Raw genomic sequence first — 16,818 nt, 5'->3', positions numbered from 1 at the left:
GCGTCGTACCGACCCTCCGGGGTCGGTACGCCCCAGCATGTCCGGTATGAATGGTCATACGTTCCGTGCGGCGCGGACGGGCATGGCGGCGGCCGTCGCGTCCGGCGCCGTCCTCGCCGGATGCCTCACCGCGACTGCCACAGCCACAGCGACGGAGGCCGTGCCCGCGACCACGTGGCCCCCGGACCCGGTACGCGTCACCGCCGCCCCGGTCACCACGGTGGCCGAGGGGGCCACGGCCCGCGTCCGCCTCACCGTCGAATCCGCCCGCCCGCTGACGCACCCGGTGACGGTCGGCTGGACGACGGCCGCGACCGCCCCCGCCACCGCGGCGGGACCGGGCGGCCGGACGGACGCGTCGACGCGCGCCCCTCGCGCCGGGGCCGCGGCCCCCGGCCGGGACTACCGGGCGGCCTCCGGCACGGTGACCTTCCCCGCCGGAAGCAGACCAGGGGCCGCGCGCACCCTTGAGGTCGCCACCCTTCGCGACCGCGTGCCCGAGGCGGCCGAGGCCGTGCCGGTCACGCTCGACGTCACCGGTGCCACCGCGCCCGAGCGCGCCCCGCTGGTCGTCGTGGACGCGCACGGACTGCCCTACCTCGACCCGGCGCGCCCCGTCCGGGAACGGGTCGCCGACCTCCTCGGGCGGATGACGCTCGCCGAGAAGGCCGGCCAGATGACCCAGGCCGGCCGCAACGCCCTCGCCGCCCACGAGGACATCACCTCCTACGCCCTCGGCTCGGTGATCTACGAGGCCGAGGCCGACGGCTCGCCGGCGCAGACCCCCGAGGCCTGGCGGAAGGTGACGGACACCTACCAGTGGTACGCCCGCGCCACCCGCCTCCAGATCCCGCTGCTCCTGGCCACCGACGCCGTGCACGGCCACTCCTTCGTCAAGGGCGCCACGGTCATGCCCCACAACATCGGGCTCGGCGCCACCCGCGACCCCGCGCTCGTCGAGCGGCTCGCCGCGATCACCGCCGAGGAGACGAGGGCGACCGGGATCGCCTGGAACTTCGCGCCCTGTGTGTGCGTCGTGCGGGATGTGCGCTGGGGCCGTACGTACGAGTCCTTCGGCGAGGACCCGGAGCTCGTGGCGACCATGGCGGTCGCCGTACGGGGCCTCCAGGGCGCCGCCGACGGCCGTGACCTCGCCCGCAACGACAAGGTCCTCGCCACCGCCAAGCACTTCGTCGGGGACGGCGGCACCGCCTACGGCTCCGGTCGCCCCCCGTACGCCATCGACCAGGGCGTCACCCGGATCGACCGGGGCGAGCTGGAGAAGGTGCACATCCCACCCTTCCGGCGGGCGATCGGACTCGGGGCGGGCGCCGTCATGCCCTCGTTCTCCTCGCTCCACCTGACCGGCGAGCGCAGCGGGCCGGTGAAGATGCACGCGTACGGCGAGATGATCAGCGGGCTGCTGAAGAGCGAGCTCGGGTTCCGGGGGATCGTTGTCAGCGACTGGGAGGCCGTCGACCAGATGCCGGGCGACGCGGTCACCGACGTACGTGACGCGGTCAACGCCGGCATCGACATGAACATGGCCCCGCTCACGTACAAGGAGTTCGGCCGGATCGTCGCCGACGAGGTCGCCGTCGGCCGGATCCCCCTCGCCCGGATCGACGACGCGGTCGGCCGCGTGCTGGAGCAGAAGTTCCGCCTCGGCCTCTTCGAGAAGCCGTACGCCGACACCACCCACCTCGCCGGGATCGGCTCCCCCGAACACCGGGCGGCGGCCCGCGAGGCCGTCGCCCGGTCGCAGGTGCTGCTGAAGAACAGCGGGGGCGTGCTGCCGCTGCGCACCGGGCAGCGGCTGTACGTCGCCGGGTCCAACGCGGACGACCTGGCCAACCAGGCAGGTGGCTGGACCGTCGGCTGGCAGGGCGCCGGAGGGCGGGAGATCCAGGGCACCACCGTTCTGGACGGCATCCGGAGGGCGGACCCGCGGGCGCACGTCACCTACTCCGAGGACGCCTCGGCGCCGACCACCGGGCACGACGTGGGCGTGGTCGTCGTCGGCGAGACGCCATACGCGGAAGGGGTCGGTGACGTCGGCGTCAACGGCCACGACCTGGAACTGTCCGCGGACGACAAGAAGGCCGTCGACCGGGTCTGCGCGGCGATGCGGTGCGCGGTCCTGGTCGTCTCCGGACGTCCGCAGCTCGTCGGCGACCGGCTCGCGGGGATCGACGCGCTGGTCGCCTCCTGGCTGCCGGGCAGCGAGGGCGACGGCGTCGCCGACGTGCTCTACGGCCGGCGGGCCTTCACCGGACGCCTCCCGGTGACCTGGCCGAGGTCGGCCCAGCAGCTGCCCCTGAACGCGGGCGACCACGGCTACGACCCGCAGTTCCGCTACGGCTGGGGCCTCACCACCCGGGTCGGCGCGAGTTGACCGCACAACAGTCCGACCGGAAGGTCTTAATATGCCCGATTAGGGGTAATCCAGGTGGTATGAGGACGAGGATTCCGATGCTGTCGGCCGTGGGCGGGCTGCTTCTGCTCCTGCTGATGCTCCTGGCCCTGGCACCCTCCTCGGGCGCCAGGGCCACGGGGATATCCGACGCGGCCGCCGCCCTGAAGCAGGGCCCGGTCTACGTCGACCCGGGCGCCGCCGGCCAGCTGTCGAAGGCCGACGCGGACGCCCTCGCCCAGAAGATCAAGGACGCGGACAAGCCGCTCTTCGTGGCCGTCCTGCCGGCGAGCGCCCAGTTCCCGCCGAACGGCCTCATCGACAACCTGCGCGCCCAGACGGGAGCCGCGGGCCTGTACGCGGTACGCCTCGGTGACCGCTTCGACGCGGGCTCCGACCCCGCCGTGATGTCCCCGGCCGCCGCCCAGAACCTCGCCGCCTCGGTACGTCAGCCCGGCGCCGGCGCGGCCACCGAACTGAACGACTTCGTCGACCAGGCGCTGCCCGCCATGCGCGGCTCCGCCCCCGCCACCTGGGGATCCGTCGACACCGACGAAGGCGTCCCCGTCGCCGGACTCGTCACCCTCGGCGCCGTCGTCGCCGCCGGAGGCGCGAGCGCCTACGCGGTCGTCCGCCGCAACCGGCTCCGCAAGGAGGCCGAGGAGCGGGCCGCGCTCGACAAGCTGCGGGTCGTCGTCGACGAGGACATCACCGCCTTCGGCGAGGAACTCGAACGACTCGACTTCCGTCCCGCCGAGCCCGGAGCCGACGACGCCATGCGCGCCGACTACGAACGCGCCCTCGACGCGTACGACAAGGCCAAGTCCCTGATGGCCTCCGCCGCCCACCCCCACGACGTCCGCGCGGTCACCGAGGCCCTGGACGACGGGCGCTACTCGCTCGCCGTCCTCTCCGCCCGGCGCGAGTCCCGACCGCTCCCCGAGCGCCGCCCGCCCTGCTTCTTCGACCCGCGCCACGGCCCCTCCACCGAGGACCGCGCCTGGACCCCGACCGGTGGCGCCGCCCGCCAGGTCCCGGTCTGCGCCGCCGACGCGGCCCGTCTCGACGACGGCCTCGACCCGATGGCCCGCACGGTCGACGCGGACGGCGTCCGCCGCCCCTACTGGGAGGCGGGCCCGGCGTACGGGCCCTGGGCGGGCGGCTACTACGGCGGCGGCATGCTCCCCGGCCTGCTGATGGGCACCGTCCTCGGCTCCATGCTCGCGACCCCGGCCTACGCCTCCGAGTACGGCGGCGGCGACTTCTCCGGCGGCGACTTCTCCGGTGGTGACTTCGGCGGTGGTGACTTCGGTGGCGGCGACTCGGGCGGCTTCGGCGGCGGGGACTTCGGCGGCGGCGGAGGGTTCGACGGCGGAGGCGGGTTCTAGGGTCTTTCGTTTGGATCATGCCGGGCTCGCGGGCCCTGGCACCGCGCCTCGCCGCGTTGTCGCCCCCGGGCTCAGACCAGCGGCTTCACCGACATCAGCAGATGGCGGTGGGCCGCCGAGGGTCCGTCGGTGAGCAGGGCGCGCTGGCCGGGCCCCAGGAGGTGGAAGTGGACCTTCGGGGTGTCCAGGGCGGTGAGGGCGTCCAGGAGGTACCCCGGATTGAAGGCGACCGTCAGGGTGTCCGGATCCGCGCCCGTGCCGGTGAAGGCGGCCGGGAGTCGCTGGGAGGCCACGTCGTCCTCGTAGCCCGCCTGGAGGTGGAGCGCGGTGGGGGTGAAGGTCAGCTGCACCGGGCTGTCGCCCTCGGCGACGACCGCGACCCGCTTGACGGCCTCGGTCAGCGGGGCCAGGTCGGTGGTCGCGAGGGCGTGCTCGCCGAGGGCGAAGAGCTTGTCGTGGCGGGGGAGCCGCCCGTCGAGCAGTCGGGTGGTGGTGCGCAGCCCGGCGCTCTCGAAGCCGATCGAGCCGCCGTCGAGGGCGAGGCGGGCCGGGCCCGTGCCCGCGAGGGAGCGGGCGATCTCGCTCAGGCGGCGGGCGGGCACGACGACGTCGGCGTCCTGTGGCGCGGGCGCGTCGGCCTCCGGCTTCCACTCCAGGGTGCGGACGGCGTAGCGGTAGCGGTCGGTGGCGGCCAGCGTCATGGTGGTGCCGTCCAGGGCGAGCCGTATCCCGGTCAGGACGGGCAGCGAGTCGTCCCGGCCCGCCGCCACCGCGACCTGGCCGACCGCCGCCGCGAAGGCGTCCCCGTCCACCAGGCCGCGGACCTCGGGGAGCCCGGGCGGGGCCGGGTAGTCGTCGAGCGGCAGCAGGGAGAGGCCGAAGCGGGCGTCCCCGGAGGTCACCGAGAGGCGGGCGCCCTCCACGGCCAGCCCGGTGCGGCCCCGGGGGAGGACCTTGCAGATGTCGAGCAGCCGTCGGCCCAGGACCAGCGCCCGGCCCTCGACGTCCGTGTCGGCCTCGACCTCGACGCGGGCCGAGGCCTCGTGGTCGAGACCGGAGACCCGGAGGCGGCCGTCCGCCGCTTCCAGGAGCAGGCCGCCGAGGACGGGCATGGGGGAGCGGGCCGGCAGGACGCGCGCGGCCCAGGCCACGGCATCGGTCAACACGCCGCTGTCGATGCGGAATTCCATGCCGCCGACGCTAGCGGCCACCACTGACAACGGCGCCGGCCGGCCGTTTCAGGCGTCTTCCGACTCCTTCGCGCACGCATCTTTCTAGCAATGCTAGACAAGGGAGCGCTGCTTGATCTAGCGTTGCTATCACTTCCTAGCGCCGCTAGGTCATTCTCTTCCGGGGGAGACCATGAATCTGCACCGCGCCACCACCGTCCTGTCCGTGCTCCTCGGCCTCGCCTGCCTCTGGTTCGGCATCAGCTTCCTGCTGACCCCCGCCACCGCCGCCGCCGGCTTCGGCATCCCCTCCTGGCCCGAGGGTGACGCCGCCGGATACTTCACGGTCAAGGCGGTCCGCGACCTCGCCGACGGAGCGATCGTCCTCACCCTCCTCGCGCTCGGCAGGCGCCGCACGCTGGCCTGGGTGATGCTCCTCTTCGTCATCGTCCCCTTCGGCGACGCGATCGCCGTCCTCGGTCACGGGGGCGGGTACACCGCCGCGCTCGGCATCCACGCCGCGACCGGCGTGGTGGTCCTCCTCGCGGCCGGACTGCTCTTCGCGACCAGCTCCCGGGGCGACGCCCTCCCGCGCCCGAGCCGGAGCGGACCCGCCCGTACGGGAAGGGAAGCACGTGTCTGATCGTTCTTCTTCTCGAGCCCGACCGCGAAACGATGGGGGAGCAACGCGATGAGTGACGTCCACGGCACGGTGGAGCCCGGATTCGAGTCCGTACGGGAGGAGTTCGCCACCGTGGTGGCGAACGAGGCCCGTGACGGCGGAGCGCAGCTGGCCGTCCATCACCACGGGCGTCTCGTCGTGGACCTCTGGGGCGGCGACGGGGTCGAAGGGGACTCCCTCCTGGGCCTCTACTCGTCCTCGAAGGGTGCCATGGCCCTCGTCACCGCCCTCCTCGTCCAGGAGGGCGCCCTCGACCTGGACCGGAAAGTCGCCTCCTGGTGGCCCGAGTTCGCCGCCGAGGGCAAGGGCGCGCTGACCCTGCGCCAGCTGCTCGCCCACCGTTCCGGCGTGATCGGCGCCGACGGCGGCCTCAGCCCGGCCGAACTCGCCGACGACCGGGCCATCGCCGCGCGGCTCGCCGGGCAGCGCCCCTTCTGGGAGCCGGACACCGGCCACGGCTACCACGCCCTCGTGATCGGTGCCCTGGTCGGCGAGGTCGTCCTGCGGGCCACCGGCCGGACGGTCCAGGACCTGTTCGAGGAGCGGGTCCGTGCCCCGTACGGACTCGACTACTACCTGGGCCTGCCCGAGGAGCTCGAACCGCGCTTCCGTACGGCCCTGCCGATGCTGCCCACCCCCGTCGAGCAGGCGTTCCTTGCGGAGAACCCGATCGCGCCGGACAGCCTCATGGCCATCGCGTTCAACTTCCACGCGGACCCGCCGTTCGACATCGTCGGCTATGCCAACTCCCGTACGGTCCGGGCGCGGTCACCGCTCTCCGGCGGCGGCGTCGGCTCCGCGCGCGGCCTCTCCCGGATGTACGCGGCCGTCGCCGGCGAGCTGGACGGGCGGCCTCCGCTCCTGAAGCCGGACACCCTCGCCGAGGTGGCCCGCGTCCACTCCTCGGGCACCGATCTGGTGACGGGCGCGGAGAACGCCTTCGGTCTCGGCTTCGTCCCCCTCGGCACCAAGTACCCGGCCCTGTCCCCCGCAGCGATCGGCCACAGCGGCGCCCCCGGCTCCCAGGCCTTCGCCGACCCGGCGACCGGCCTCGCGTACAGCTACACCCGCCGCCGCTTCGGCTTCATGGCGGGGCCGGGCGCGGCCGAGAACGACCGTCTGGTCCCGGCCGTCGTCGAGGCGGCGCGCGGCCTCTGAAAAGCGTCCCCGGGAACGCCGAGCGCCCGCCTTCCGCTGTCGCGGAGGGCGGGCGCGCTCGTGTGTCGTCCGGGGTGGAGCCGGGGTCAGGCGGCGTTCTTGATCGCGGAGATGTCGAAGTTCAGCTTGACCTTGTCGCTGACCATCACGCCGCCGGTCTCCAGGGCCGCGTTCCAGGTCAGGCCCCACGCGGAGCGCAGGATCTCGGCGGAGCCCTCGAAGCCGACGCGCTCGTTGCCGTAGACGTCGGTCGCGGTGCCGTTGAACTCCAGGTCGATGGAGAGCGGCTTGGTGACGTCCTTGATGGTCAGGTCGCCGGTGATCCGGTACTTGTCGCCGCCCAGCTGCTCGGCCGTGGTCGAGCGGAAGCTCATCACCGGGAACCGCTCGGCGTCGAAGAAGTCACCGCTGCGCAGGTGGCCGTCGCGGTCGGCGATGCCCGTGTCGATGGAGGCGATCTTGACCTCGATGGAGGCGGCGGACGCGCCCGGGTTCGAGCCGTCCAGGGTCAGCGTGCCCTCGTGCTCGGCGAAGCTGCCGCGCACGTTGGTGACCATGGCGTGACGGACGGTGAAGCCGATGCTGCTGTGGGCCGGGTCGATCGTGTAGTCGCCGGTCAGCGCGGCCAGGGCCGGGTCGACGGGGAGGGTGGCGACGGCGGTGGCGGTGTCGCTGCTCTTGCGGGTGAAGATGCCCATGACGTGCTCCTTGGGGGACGAGTCGGTGCGAGGCGGGGGATCCGCTTCAAGCTTTGTTGAAGCTTCAACGAGAATGACGATAGCTCCATTCCGTTCAAGTTTCAACATCTCGGGAGAGTGTTCACCCAAATGGACGCTGACGCCCTCTGGCGGACGCGCGTAGAACTACGGCACCATCGCTCTGCTCCACCTGCACCGCCGTCCCAACCGTCACGGTCACCCGCAGGAGGCACTCCCCGATGAAGCTCCGCTCCGTCCTCACCGCGCTCGCCCTGGTCCTCGGCGCCCTCTTCGCGCCCGGCGTCGGCGTCCTCACCGCCGCCGGCGACGCCCACGCGGTCACCAAGATCAGCCACGCCACCGCGACCTCGATGTTCCGCAACTCCGGAATCACCTGGTCCTCGTCCGGCGGCTGCTCCGACCGCTACAACTCCACCTGTACGTCCTTCGAGCAGCTCAACCTCGCCACCGCCCAGGGCGCCCAGACCCTCAAGAGCGCCAGCGGCTGCGCCCTCAACATCACCGGCGGCACCGAGACCGGGCACGCGAGCGGCACGTACTCGCACTGGAACGGCTACAAGCTCGACTTCAGCAAGTACACCTGCCTCGGGAACTACATCAAGAACACGTTCACCTACATCGGCGTCCGCGGCGACGGCTCCCCGCAGTGGAAGTCCGGCGCGGGCAACATCTACGCCGACGAGGGCAACCACTGGGACGTGACCTTCTACAACTGCGGCGGCTGCTGACCGCCCGGCCGTCCCCGAAAGAGCCCCCCTCGGTGGTCACTTGGACTAACCGAAGGGGGTTCTTGGACTGGAGGGTCCCGCGCGGCTCGATCTCGTTGACGGTGCCGCCGGGGCGGGGCCAACTAGTGCGCATGTCCCTCCCCCAATCGCGAAGAATCCGTGCGGCCTGCGCGCTCGCCGTCGCCTCATCCGCCGTGTTCGCCCTGGCGGGGCCCGCCCTCGCCGACGGCGCCACGGCCACGGAGGCGACCGCCCTGGAAGCCGCCAGGGTCGCGGACGCCACGACGGCGGACGCCACCCTCAGCGAGGACGCCCCGCTCCTCACCTCCCCGCAGCTCTCCGTCGCCGTCGCCGAGGACTTCCCCCGCGTCCTCTCGTACACCGACCGCGGCACGGGCGCCCGCCTCCTCGGCAGTACGGCCCCGGTCACCCGGATCGTCCTCAACGGCACCTCGCGCGCCGTCCAGACCAAGGGCGCCCCCGTCCTCACGGCCTCCTCCGCCGCGTACACGCTGACCTTCCCCGACCTGCCCGGCGTCGAGATCGACGCGAGCCTGAGCGTCGACGGGCGGACCACCACCTTCCGGGTGACCGCCGTCCGCGACACCGAGAGCTTCCGGGTCGGCACCCTCGACATACCCGGCCACGACCTGGTCTCCGTCGGCTCCTCCGACGCCGGCGCCGCGACCGCCTTCACCCGGCTCGACCCGGACTCCACCCGTACCGCCGACGTCTTCGCCCAGGTCACCGACGCGACCGCCGTCGACGCGAACCCGGTGGGGGCGAGCTACGCGATCGTCAACACCGGCCGGCTCGCCGCCGCCGTCGAGTCCAACTCCAGCTACGACAAGCCCTCCGGCGCGTCCGCCCGCGACGGCGCCCGCTTCTGGCACCAGGCCCGCAGGACCGCGACCGAGACCCGTGTCGGCGTCTGGTCCGGCCAGTGGACCCACCGCGGCGAGGGCGCCCCGAAGCCCGCGAGCGGCGACGCCCTCCCCTGGGCCAAGGTCGTCGTCACCCCCGACGCCAACGCCGACGGCACCACCGACTGGCAGGACGGCGCCGTCGCCTTCCGGGCGATCGGCGTCAAGGCCCCCGGCAGCGACCGGACCCCCGGCCGGGTCGTCGCCCACATCCCGTTCAACTTCGCCTCCCAGGCCACCCACCCCTTCCTGCGCACCCTCGACGACGTCAAGCGGATCTCGCTCTCCACCGACGGACTCGGCCAGTTCGCGCTGCTCAAGGGGTACGGCTCCGAGGGCCACGACTCCGCCCACCCGGACTACGGCGGCAACTACAACAAGCGGGCCGGCGGCCTCGACGACCTCAACGTCCTCCTCAAGGAGGGCAAGAAGTGGGGCGCCGGCTTCGGCGTCCACGTCAACGCCACCGAGGCGTACCCCGAGGCGAAGAACTTCAGCGAGACCCTCGTCGACAGGACCAAGCCCGGCTGGAACTGGCTCAACCAGAGCTACTACATCGACCAGCGCCGCGACATCAACAGCGGCGACCTCGCCCGCCGCTTCCAGCAGCTCCGCGACGAGACCGACCCCAACCTCTCCATGCTCTACATCGACGTCTACTACACCCACGGCTGGATCGCCGACGAGACGATGAGGGCCGTCCAGGAGCAGGGCTGGAACGTCGCCACCGAGTGGTCGGAGAAGTTCGAGCGGGCCTCCCTCTGGTCCCACTGGGCCAACGACCTCGACTACGGCGGCGCCACCAACAAGGGCCTCAACTCGCAGATCATCCGCTTCATCCGCAACGGCGAGAAGGACGTCTGGAACAACCATCCCGTCCTCGGCCAGACCGCCCTCGTCGACTTCGAGGGCTGGACCGGCGAGACCGACTGGAACGACTTCACCGCCAACATCTGGCAGCGGAACCTGCCCGCCAAGTACCTCCAGCAGCAGAAGATCACCCGCTGGAACGGCAACGACCTCACCTTCACGGGCGGCGTCCGCGGCACCGTCGAGAACGGCCGTCGCACCTTCTACGAGAACGGCCGCAAGGTCCTCGACGGCGAGACCTACCTGCTCCCGTGGGCCGGCGGCACCAAGCTCTACCACTACAACAAGACGGGCGGGAAGACGAGTTGGGCCGTGCCCGGCACCGGCTCGTACACCGTCCACAAGCTCACCGACAACGGCCGCACACAGACCGCGACCGTCCGGCCCGTCAACGGCCGCATCACCCTCGACGCCGTCGCGGGACAGCCGTACGTCCTCTACCGCAGCGCCCCCGTCGCCCAGGACCCGCTCTGGGGCCAGGGCACCCCGGTGAAGGACCCCGGCTTCAACGACAGCCGGCTCGGCGCCTGGTCGAAGGCCGGCACCGTCGCCCGTGACACCGACGCCCAGGGCCGCAACAGCGCGAAGCTCACCGGCTCCGCCGCCGCCTCGGTCCACCAGCGGATCACCGGACTCACCCCCGGCGAGCGGTACACGGCCTCCGCCCTGATCGAGGTCCAGGCAGGCGAGACCCGCCCCACCACCCTCACCGCCGGCGGCCGGTCCGTCACCGTCGAACGCTCCGCGCTCCAGGACCGGGTGGCCGCGTCCGACTGGAACGGCACCCGCTTCCAGCGCGCCAAGGTCACCTTCACCGCCCCCGCCGACGGCACCGCCCCGCTGCGGATCGAGGCCGCGAGCGGCAGCGCCGCGACCGTCCGGATCGACGACGTACGGATCGTCGCCAACGCCCCCGCCACCGAGGCGGGGACCCTCGTGCACGAGGACTTCGAGGCCGTCGACCAGGGCTGGGGCCCCTTCCTCAAGGGCGACTCCGGCGGCACGACCGACCCGCGCACCCACATCGCCCAGCTGCACGCCCCGTACACCCAGGCCGGCTGGAACGGGAAGCTGATCGACGACGTCATCGGCGGCGCCGAGTCCCTCAAGTCCCACGACGAGAACAGCGGACTCGTCTACCGCACCGCGCCCTGGACCGTCCCCATGAAGGACGGCCACAGCTACCGCGTGGAGTACGCCTACCAGTCCAGCCACGCGGGCGCCTACGAGTGGGTCACCGGCTACGACCGCGCGAACGGCACCTCCGTGGAGACCCGCCGCACCCCGCTCGGGCAGCAGCGGACCGACGGGCACTTCTCGGAGACCGTCACCGCCGGCTGCGGCGACACCTGGACCGGCCTGCGCAAGCGCGGGGACGCCCCCGACGGCGCCGACTTCGTCCTCGACGCCTTCACCGTCACCGACCTCGGCCCGGCCGCCGAGCGCGCCGCCTGCGGCACCCTCGCCCTCACCGCGCCCGACACCTTGGAGCCCGGCCGCCCGAACCAGGTCACGGCGACCTTCGGCAACGACGAGGCCACCGACGTCACCGGCGCCCGTGCCGTCCTCACCCTCCCCGAGGGCTGGACCGCGGAACCGGCCGCGCCGGTCACCCTCGGCACGGTCGCGGCGGGCGGGAAGGCCACCGCCACCTGGCAGGTCACCCCGCCCGTGGACGCGGCCTACCGGCCGTACCCGCTCGGCGCCTCCCTCACGTACGCCGTCGGGGGAGAGGAGCGCGGGCTCACCGCCGCCACCACCGCCCGCACCCTGCCCCCGCCGCCCACCGCGGACAGTTGGGCCAGCGACCTGGACTGGACCTCCGCCACCAACGGCTGGGGACCCGTCGAACGTGACCTCTCCAACGGCGAGACCGGCACCGGCGACGGCTCCCCGCTGCGCGTCGGGGGAGTGACGTACGCCAAGGGTCTGGGCAGCCACGCCCCCGCGAAGATCCGCTACTACCTGGGCGGGCGCTGCACCTCCTTCACCGCCCAGGTCGGGGTGGACGACGTGCAGACCGCCCGGGGCAGCGTCCAGTTCAGCGTCCTCGCCGACGGCACGGAGAAGGTGAAGTCCCCGGTCCTCAAGGCCACGGACGCGGCCTGGTCGCTCACCGCCGACGTCACCGGCGCCTCCTACGTCGACCTCGTCGTCGGCGACGGCGGCGACGGCAACGGCAACGACCACGCCGACTGGGGCGACGCCCGCTTCCACTGCGGAAGCTGATCGCGCGCGGCCCGGCGGAAAGCGCTTCCGCCGGGCCGCGCCGTGCTCATTGATTGCGTCGGAAACAGGGTGTTACACCAGGCGCCACCGGCCCCACCACTTCCCCTCGGGAGGCTCCTGTGCCCGTCCCCGCCTGGTCCCGCCGCACGTTCCTGATCACCGCGTCCGCGACGGCCGCGGCCCTCGGACTCCCCTCCGCCGCCCATGCGGCGGAGGACGAGTTCGAGGCCCTTCGGCTCCGCTGGCTCGACCTCCAGCTCGGCTCCGGCTTCGACGCCGCCGGCGAGCCCTACGCCTCGCGCCTCGCCGAGACGGGCACGCTCGCGCGTGCCTTCCGCTCCGCCATGGCCCCCGCCACCGGATCCCTCTGGCCCGACGCGCCCTTCGACCCGCCGGCCGGCATCACCCAGAGCTACAACCGCCTGTGGACCATGACCCAGGCGTACGCGCAGCCCGGCACCGGCCTCACCGGCGACCCGGGCCTCCTCTCCGACGTCCTGCGCGGCCTCGACCACCTCTCCGCCGGCGTCTACCGGGCCGGCGCCCCGCGCTACGGCAACTGGTGGGAATGGCAGATAGGCAGCCCGCGCCTCCTCATGGACATCGTGGCCGCGCTCCACCCCCACCTCGGCGCCGAACGGATCGCCGCCGCCTGCGCCGCCGTCGACCACTTCGTCCCCGACTCGGTCCTCACGAACTACACCGGCACCTCCACCGGCGCCAACCGCGTCGACCTGTGCCGCTCGGTCGCCCTGCGCGGAGTCCTCGGCGCGAACCCCGCAAAGATCGCCCTCGCCCGCGACGCCCTCTCGCCCGTCTTCCCGTACGTCACCAAGGGCGACGGCCTCTACGCCGACGGCTCCTTCGTCCAGCACACCTGGGTCGCCTACTCCGGCACCTACGGACAGGTCATGCTCGACGGCCTCGGCAGGCTCTTCTCGCTCCTCGCCGGATCCAGCTGGGCCGTCACCGACCCGAACCGGCAGATCGTCCTCGACAGCGTCGAGAAGGCGTACGCGCCCCTCATCTACGACGGCCTGATGATGGACAGCGTCAACGGCCGTGCCATCAGTCGCGGTTATCTCAGGAACGACGACCGCCGGATCATGCGCTCCGACCACTTCCACGGCCAGGGCGTCATCGCCGCCATCGCCCTCCTCGCGGGCGGCGCCACCCCCGCCGAGCGGGACCGCTGGCACGCGCGCGTGAAGGGCTGGATCGAGCGCGACACCGTCTCCCCGATCCTGTCCGCCCGCCAGTTCGGCGTCGCCGACCTCGCGCGGCTCCACGCCGTGGCCGCCGCGCCCGTCCCGGCCGCCCCCGAACCCACCGGGCACCGGCTCTTCGCCGCCATGGACCGGGCCGTCCACCGCCGCCCCGGCTGGGCCGCCAACATCGCCATGGCCTCGAACCGGATCTCGTACTACGAGTGCGGCAACGGCGAGAACCCGCGCGGCTGGCACACCGGCGCCGGGATGCTCTCCTGGTGGACCCCGGCCCTCGGCGACCAGTACACCGACTGGTTCTGGCCCACCGTCGACCCGTACCGCCTCCCCGGCACCACCGTCTCCACCCGCCGCCTCGCCGACCGGGCCGGCGGCGAATGGGGCGCGCCCAAGCCGGCCGTGCGCTGGGTCGGCGGGGCCACCGACGGCGAGTACGCGGCCGTCGGCCAGCACCTGAAGGGCCTCGGCTCCACCCTGGAGGCCCGCAAGTCCTGGTTCTGCGCGGCGGACGCCGTCATCTGCCTCGGCGCCGGGATCACCGCGACCGACGGCGTGCCCGTCGAGACGGTCGTCGACAACCGGCTCCTGGGGGAGTCGGGCACCCAGGCCTTCACCACCGGTGAGGGCTGGGCCCATCTGGAGGGCCACGGCGGCTGGGTCCTCCCCGGGGGCGCCGACGCCCTGCGCACCCTCCGGGAGGACCGCACCGGCGCCTGGAGCGACATCAACACCACCAGCTCCACCGAGCGCCGCACCCGCCGCTACCAGACCCTGTGGCTGGACCACGGCACGGACCCGGTCGCCGCCTCGTACGCGTACCTCGTGATGCCGGGCGCCTCCCGGCGCACCCTCGCGGCCCGCGCCGCCGACCCCGACTGGCTGCACGTACTCGACAACAGCGCCGACGCCCAGGCGATCGCCGTCCCGTCCCTGGGACTGACCGCCGCGAACCTCTGGCAGGCGGGTACGGTGGGGCCCCTCGCGGTCACCGCGCCGGCGAGCGTCCTCGTGCGGCGCCGCCGCTCCGTGCTCGACCTGAGGGTCTCCGAACCCCTCCGCACCGGACAGCCGCTCGACCTCGTCTGGGACGCGCCGGTCCGCCGGGTGCTCGTCCACGACCCCTCGGTGGAGGTGCTCGCGACCGGGCGTTCGCTGAGGCTGCGGATCACACCCGGTACGGGCGGAGCCACGCACCGTTGCGAGGTGCTCCTCTAGGGTCTCAGCCGCTCTTTGTGAAACCCCTACAAACACGAGGGGTGTCTGGCTGTCGACTTGGGCTGGACGGGTGACGGTTCTGTCCAGCCCCACCAGGATTCGACACGGGAGACTGTACGGAGTGGACGGCGGGGTTTTCTTGTTCGACTTCGTAGGGTCGGAACATGACCGTTGTGGACCAGATCCCGAGCGAGCCCGCTGACGCCCGTGGCCGTGTGGCCGAGCTGCACGTCCTGCGCGAGCAGGCGCTCCGCGGCCCGAGCGAGCGGGCGACCGAGGCCCAGCACGCCAAGGGCAAGCTGACCGCGCGCGAACGCATCGAGCTGCTGCTCGACGCCGGTTCCTTCAGCGAGGTGGAGCAGCTGCGCCGGCACCGCGCCCAGGGCTTCGGCCTCGAGGCGAAGAAGCCGTACACCGACGGTGTGATCACCGGCTGGGGCACGGTCGAGGGCCGGACCGTCTTCGTCTACGCGCACGACTTCCGGATCTTCGGCGGCGCCCTCGGCGAGGCGCACGCCACGAAGATCCACAAGATCATGGACATGGCCATCGCGGCCGGAGCCCCGCTGGTGTCCCTGAACGACGGCGCGGGCGCCCGTATCCAGGAGGGCGTCTCCGCGCTCGCCGGCTACGGCGGCATCTTCCAGCGCAACACGCGCGCCTCCGGCGTCATCCCGCAGATCTCGGTGATGCTCGGCCCGTGCGCCGGCGGCGCCGCCTACTCGCCCGCCCTCACGGACTTCGTGTTCATGGTCCGCGAGACCTCGCAGATGTTCATCACGGGACGACGAGGAGACCTGCATCGCGGAGGTCCGCTACCTCCTGTCGATGCTCCCGCAGAACAACCGCGAGAATCCGCCGACCGTCCCCTCCGAGGACCCGGCGGACCGTCGCTCCGACGTCCTGCTCGACCTCGTGCCGGCCGACGGCAACCGCCCGTACGACATGCACAAGGTCATCGAGGAGCTCGTCGACGACGGCGACTACCTCGAGGTCCACGAGCGCTGGGCCCGCAACATCATCTGCGCCCTCGCCCGTCTCGACGGCCAGGTCGTCGGCATCGTCGCCAACCAGCCGCAGACGCTGGCCGGTGTCCTGGACATCGAGGCCTCCGAGAAGGCCGCGCGCTTCGTGCAGATGTGCGACGCCTTCAACATCCCGATCATCACCCTTCTGGACGTCCCCGGCTTCCTGCCGGGCGTCGACCAGGAGCACGGTGGAATCATCAGGCACGGCGCCAAGCTGCTCTACGCGTACTGCAACGCGACCGTGCCCCGGATCTCCCTGATCCTGCGCAAGGCCTACGGCGGCGCCTACATCGTCATGGACTCCCAGTCCATCGGCGCCGACCTGACGTACGCCTGGCCCACCAACGAAATCGCGGTCATGGGCGCCGAGGGCGCCGCCAACGTGATCTTCCGCAAGCAGATCGCCGAGGCAGAGGACCCCGAGGCCATGCGAGCCCGCATGGTCAAGGAGTACAAGGCCGAGCTGATGCACCCGTACTACGCCGCGGAGCGTGGCCTGGTCGACGACGTCATCGACCCCGCCGAGACCCGCCAGGTGCTCATCAGGTCCCTCGCGATGCTCCGCACCAAGCACGCCGACCTGCCGTCCCGCAAGCACGGCAACCCGCCTCAGTAAGAGGAGTCATCCACGTGAGCATTCCCGCCAATCTTCTCCGCGTCGAGAAGGGCCACGCCGGCCCCGAGGAGCTCGCCGCCATCACCGCGGTGCTGCTCGCCCGCGCGGCCGCCACGCCCGAGCAGACGGACCACCAGGGCAGCACCACGGCCGGCTGGCGCCGCCTGGAGCGCGAGCACGGCTTCCGCGCCCCGCACAGCTGGCGCTGACCGCACGTCGCACCGAAGGCCCCCGCTCCCTCCCGGAGCGGGGGCCTTCGGCGTGCCGGGACCGGCGGGCGGCACGGACGAGGCCCCGCGCACCGTGGGGTGCGCGGGGCCTCTCACTCCGTACCGACGTCTGCGGGGACTAGCGCAGCCGGGCCATGAGGGCGTGCTCGACGAGCGTGATGAGGGCGCTCTTGGCGTCGGCGCGGTGCCGGGCGTCGGTGGTGATGATGGGGGTGTCGGGGCCG

Annotated in this window: 10 protein-coding genes and 2 pseudogenes; 9 read left to right on the top strand and 3 right to left on the bottom strand. The window is 72.6% G+C overall.

What is annotated here, in order from left to right:
• Window positions 1-46: 46 nt before the first annotated feature.
• Window positions 47-2,395, top strand: a complete 2,349-nt coding sequence (locus tag IO20_RS0121770; RefSeq protein WP_245685004.1) for a glycoside hydrolase family 3 protein — start codon at window positions 47-49, stop codon at window positions 2,393-2,395.
• 59 nt (window positions 2,396-2,454) lie between these two features.
• On the top strand, window positions 2,455-3,801 hold the full coding sequence (locus IO20_RS0121765) for a hypothetical protein (protein WP_030553780.1): 1,347 nt from the start codon (window positions 2,455-2,457) through the stop codon (window positions 3,799-3,801).
• Between the two features lie 71 nt (window positions 3,802-3,872).
• On the opposite strand, the gene dnaN is transcribed toward IO20_RS0121765, so the two are convergent.
• Complete coding sequence (gene dnaN, locus IO20_RS0121760) at window positions 3,873-4,991, bottom strand: DNA polymerase III subunit beta (protein WP_030553782.1); 1,119 nt, start codon at window positions 4,989-4,991, stop codon at window positions 3,873-3,875.
• Between the two features lie 172 nt (window positions 4,992-5,163).
• Between dnaN and IO20_RS0121755 the strand changes: the two genes are divergently transcribed.
• Both IO20_RS0121755 and IO20_RS0121750 read left to right on the top strand, forming a co-directional pair.
• Window positions 5,164-5,613, top strand: a complete 450-nt coding sequence (locus IO20_RS0121755) for a DUF4267 domain-containing protein (RefSeq protein WP_063761430.1) — start codon at window positions 5,164-5,166, stop codon at window positions 5,611-5,613.
• Between the two features lie 48 nt (window positions 5,614-5,661).
• Complete coding sequence (locus IO20_RS0121750; protein WP_030553786.1) at window positions 5,662-6,810, top strand: EstA family serine hydrolase; 1,149 nt, start codon at window positions 5,662-5,664, stop codon at window positions 6,808-6,810.
• 86 nt (window positions 6,811-6,896) lie between these two features.
• Here the strand turns inward: IO20_RS0121750 and IO20_RS0121745 are convergent, their stop codons facing one another.
• The gene (locus IO20_RS0121745; RefSeq protein ID WP_030553789.1) at window positions 6,897-7,508 is read right to left on the bottom strand and encodes a YceI family protein; all 612 of its coding nucleotides are present in this window, start codon (window positions 7,506-7,508) and stop codon (window positions 6,897-6,899) included.
• Between the two features lie 239 nt (window positions 7,509-7,747).
• Here IO20_RS0121745 and IO20_RS0121740 point away from each other — a divergent pair, with 239 nt between their 5' ends.
• From IO20_RS0121740 to IO20_RS0121720, 5 genes and pseudogenes are all read left to right on the top strand, one after another.
• A complete protein-coding gene (locus IO20_RS0121740) occupies window positions 7,748-8,257 on the top strand; it encodes a hypothetical protein (RefSeq protein ID WP_030553791.1) in 510 nt (169 codons plus the stop codon).
• Between the two features lie 131 nt (window positions 8,258-8,388).
• The gene (locus IO20_RS0121735; RefSeq protein WP_030553793.1) at window positions 8,389-12,279 is read left to right on the top strand and encodes an endo-alpha-N-acetylgalactosaminidase family protein; all 3,891 of its coding nucleotides are present in this window, start codon (window positions 8,389-8,391) and stop codon (window positions 12,277-12,279) included.
• A 119-nt stretch (window positions 12,280-12,398) separates the two neighbouring features.
• Window positions 12,399-14,720 carry a polysaccharide lyase 8 family protein gene (locus IO20_RS0121730; RefSeq protein WP_030553796.1) on the top strand — a complete coding sequence of 774 codons (2,322 nt, stop codon included), beginning with the start codon at window positions 12,399-12,401 and terminating at the stop codon, window positions 14,718-14,720.
• Window positions 14,721-14,884: 164 nt separating this feature from the next.
• Window positions 14,885-16,364, top strand: a pseudogene (locus tag IO20_RS36780) (acyl-CoA carboxylase subunit beta).
• A 14-nt stretch (window positions 16,365-16,378) separates the two neighbouring features.
• The gene (locus IO20_RS0121720) at window positions 16,379-16,573 is read left to right on the top strand and encodes an acyl-CoA carboxylase subunit epsilon (protein ID WP_106978643.1); all 195 of its coding nucleotides are present in this window, start codon (window positions 16,379-16,381) and stop codon (window positions 16,571-16,573) included.
• A gap of 139 nt (window positions 16,574-16,712) precedes the next feature.
• On the opposite strand, the pseudogene IO20_RS0121715 reads toward IO20_RS0121720, so the two are convergent.
• A pseudogene (locus IO20_RS0121715) lies at window positions 16,713-16,818 on the bottom strand (ATP-binding protein); the annotation flags it as partial.

The sequence above is a fragment of the Streptomyces exfoliatus genome, assembly GCF_000725545.1.
In the GTDB taxonomy this organism is placed as follows: Bacteria; Actinomycetota; Actinomycetes; order Streptomycetales; family Streptomycetaceae; genus Streptomyces; species Streptomyces exfoliatus.
The sequence above is the reverse complement of the archived record's forward strand: the minus strand, read 5'-3'. Positions and strand labels throughout refer to the sequence as shown.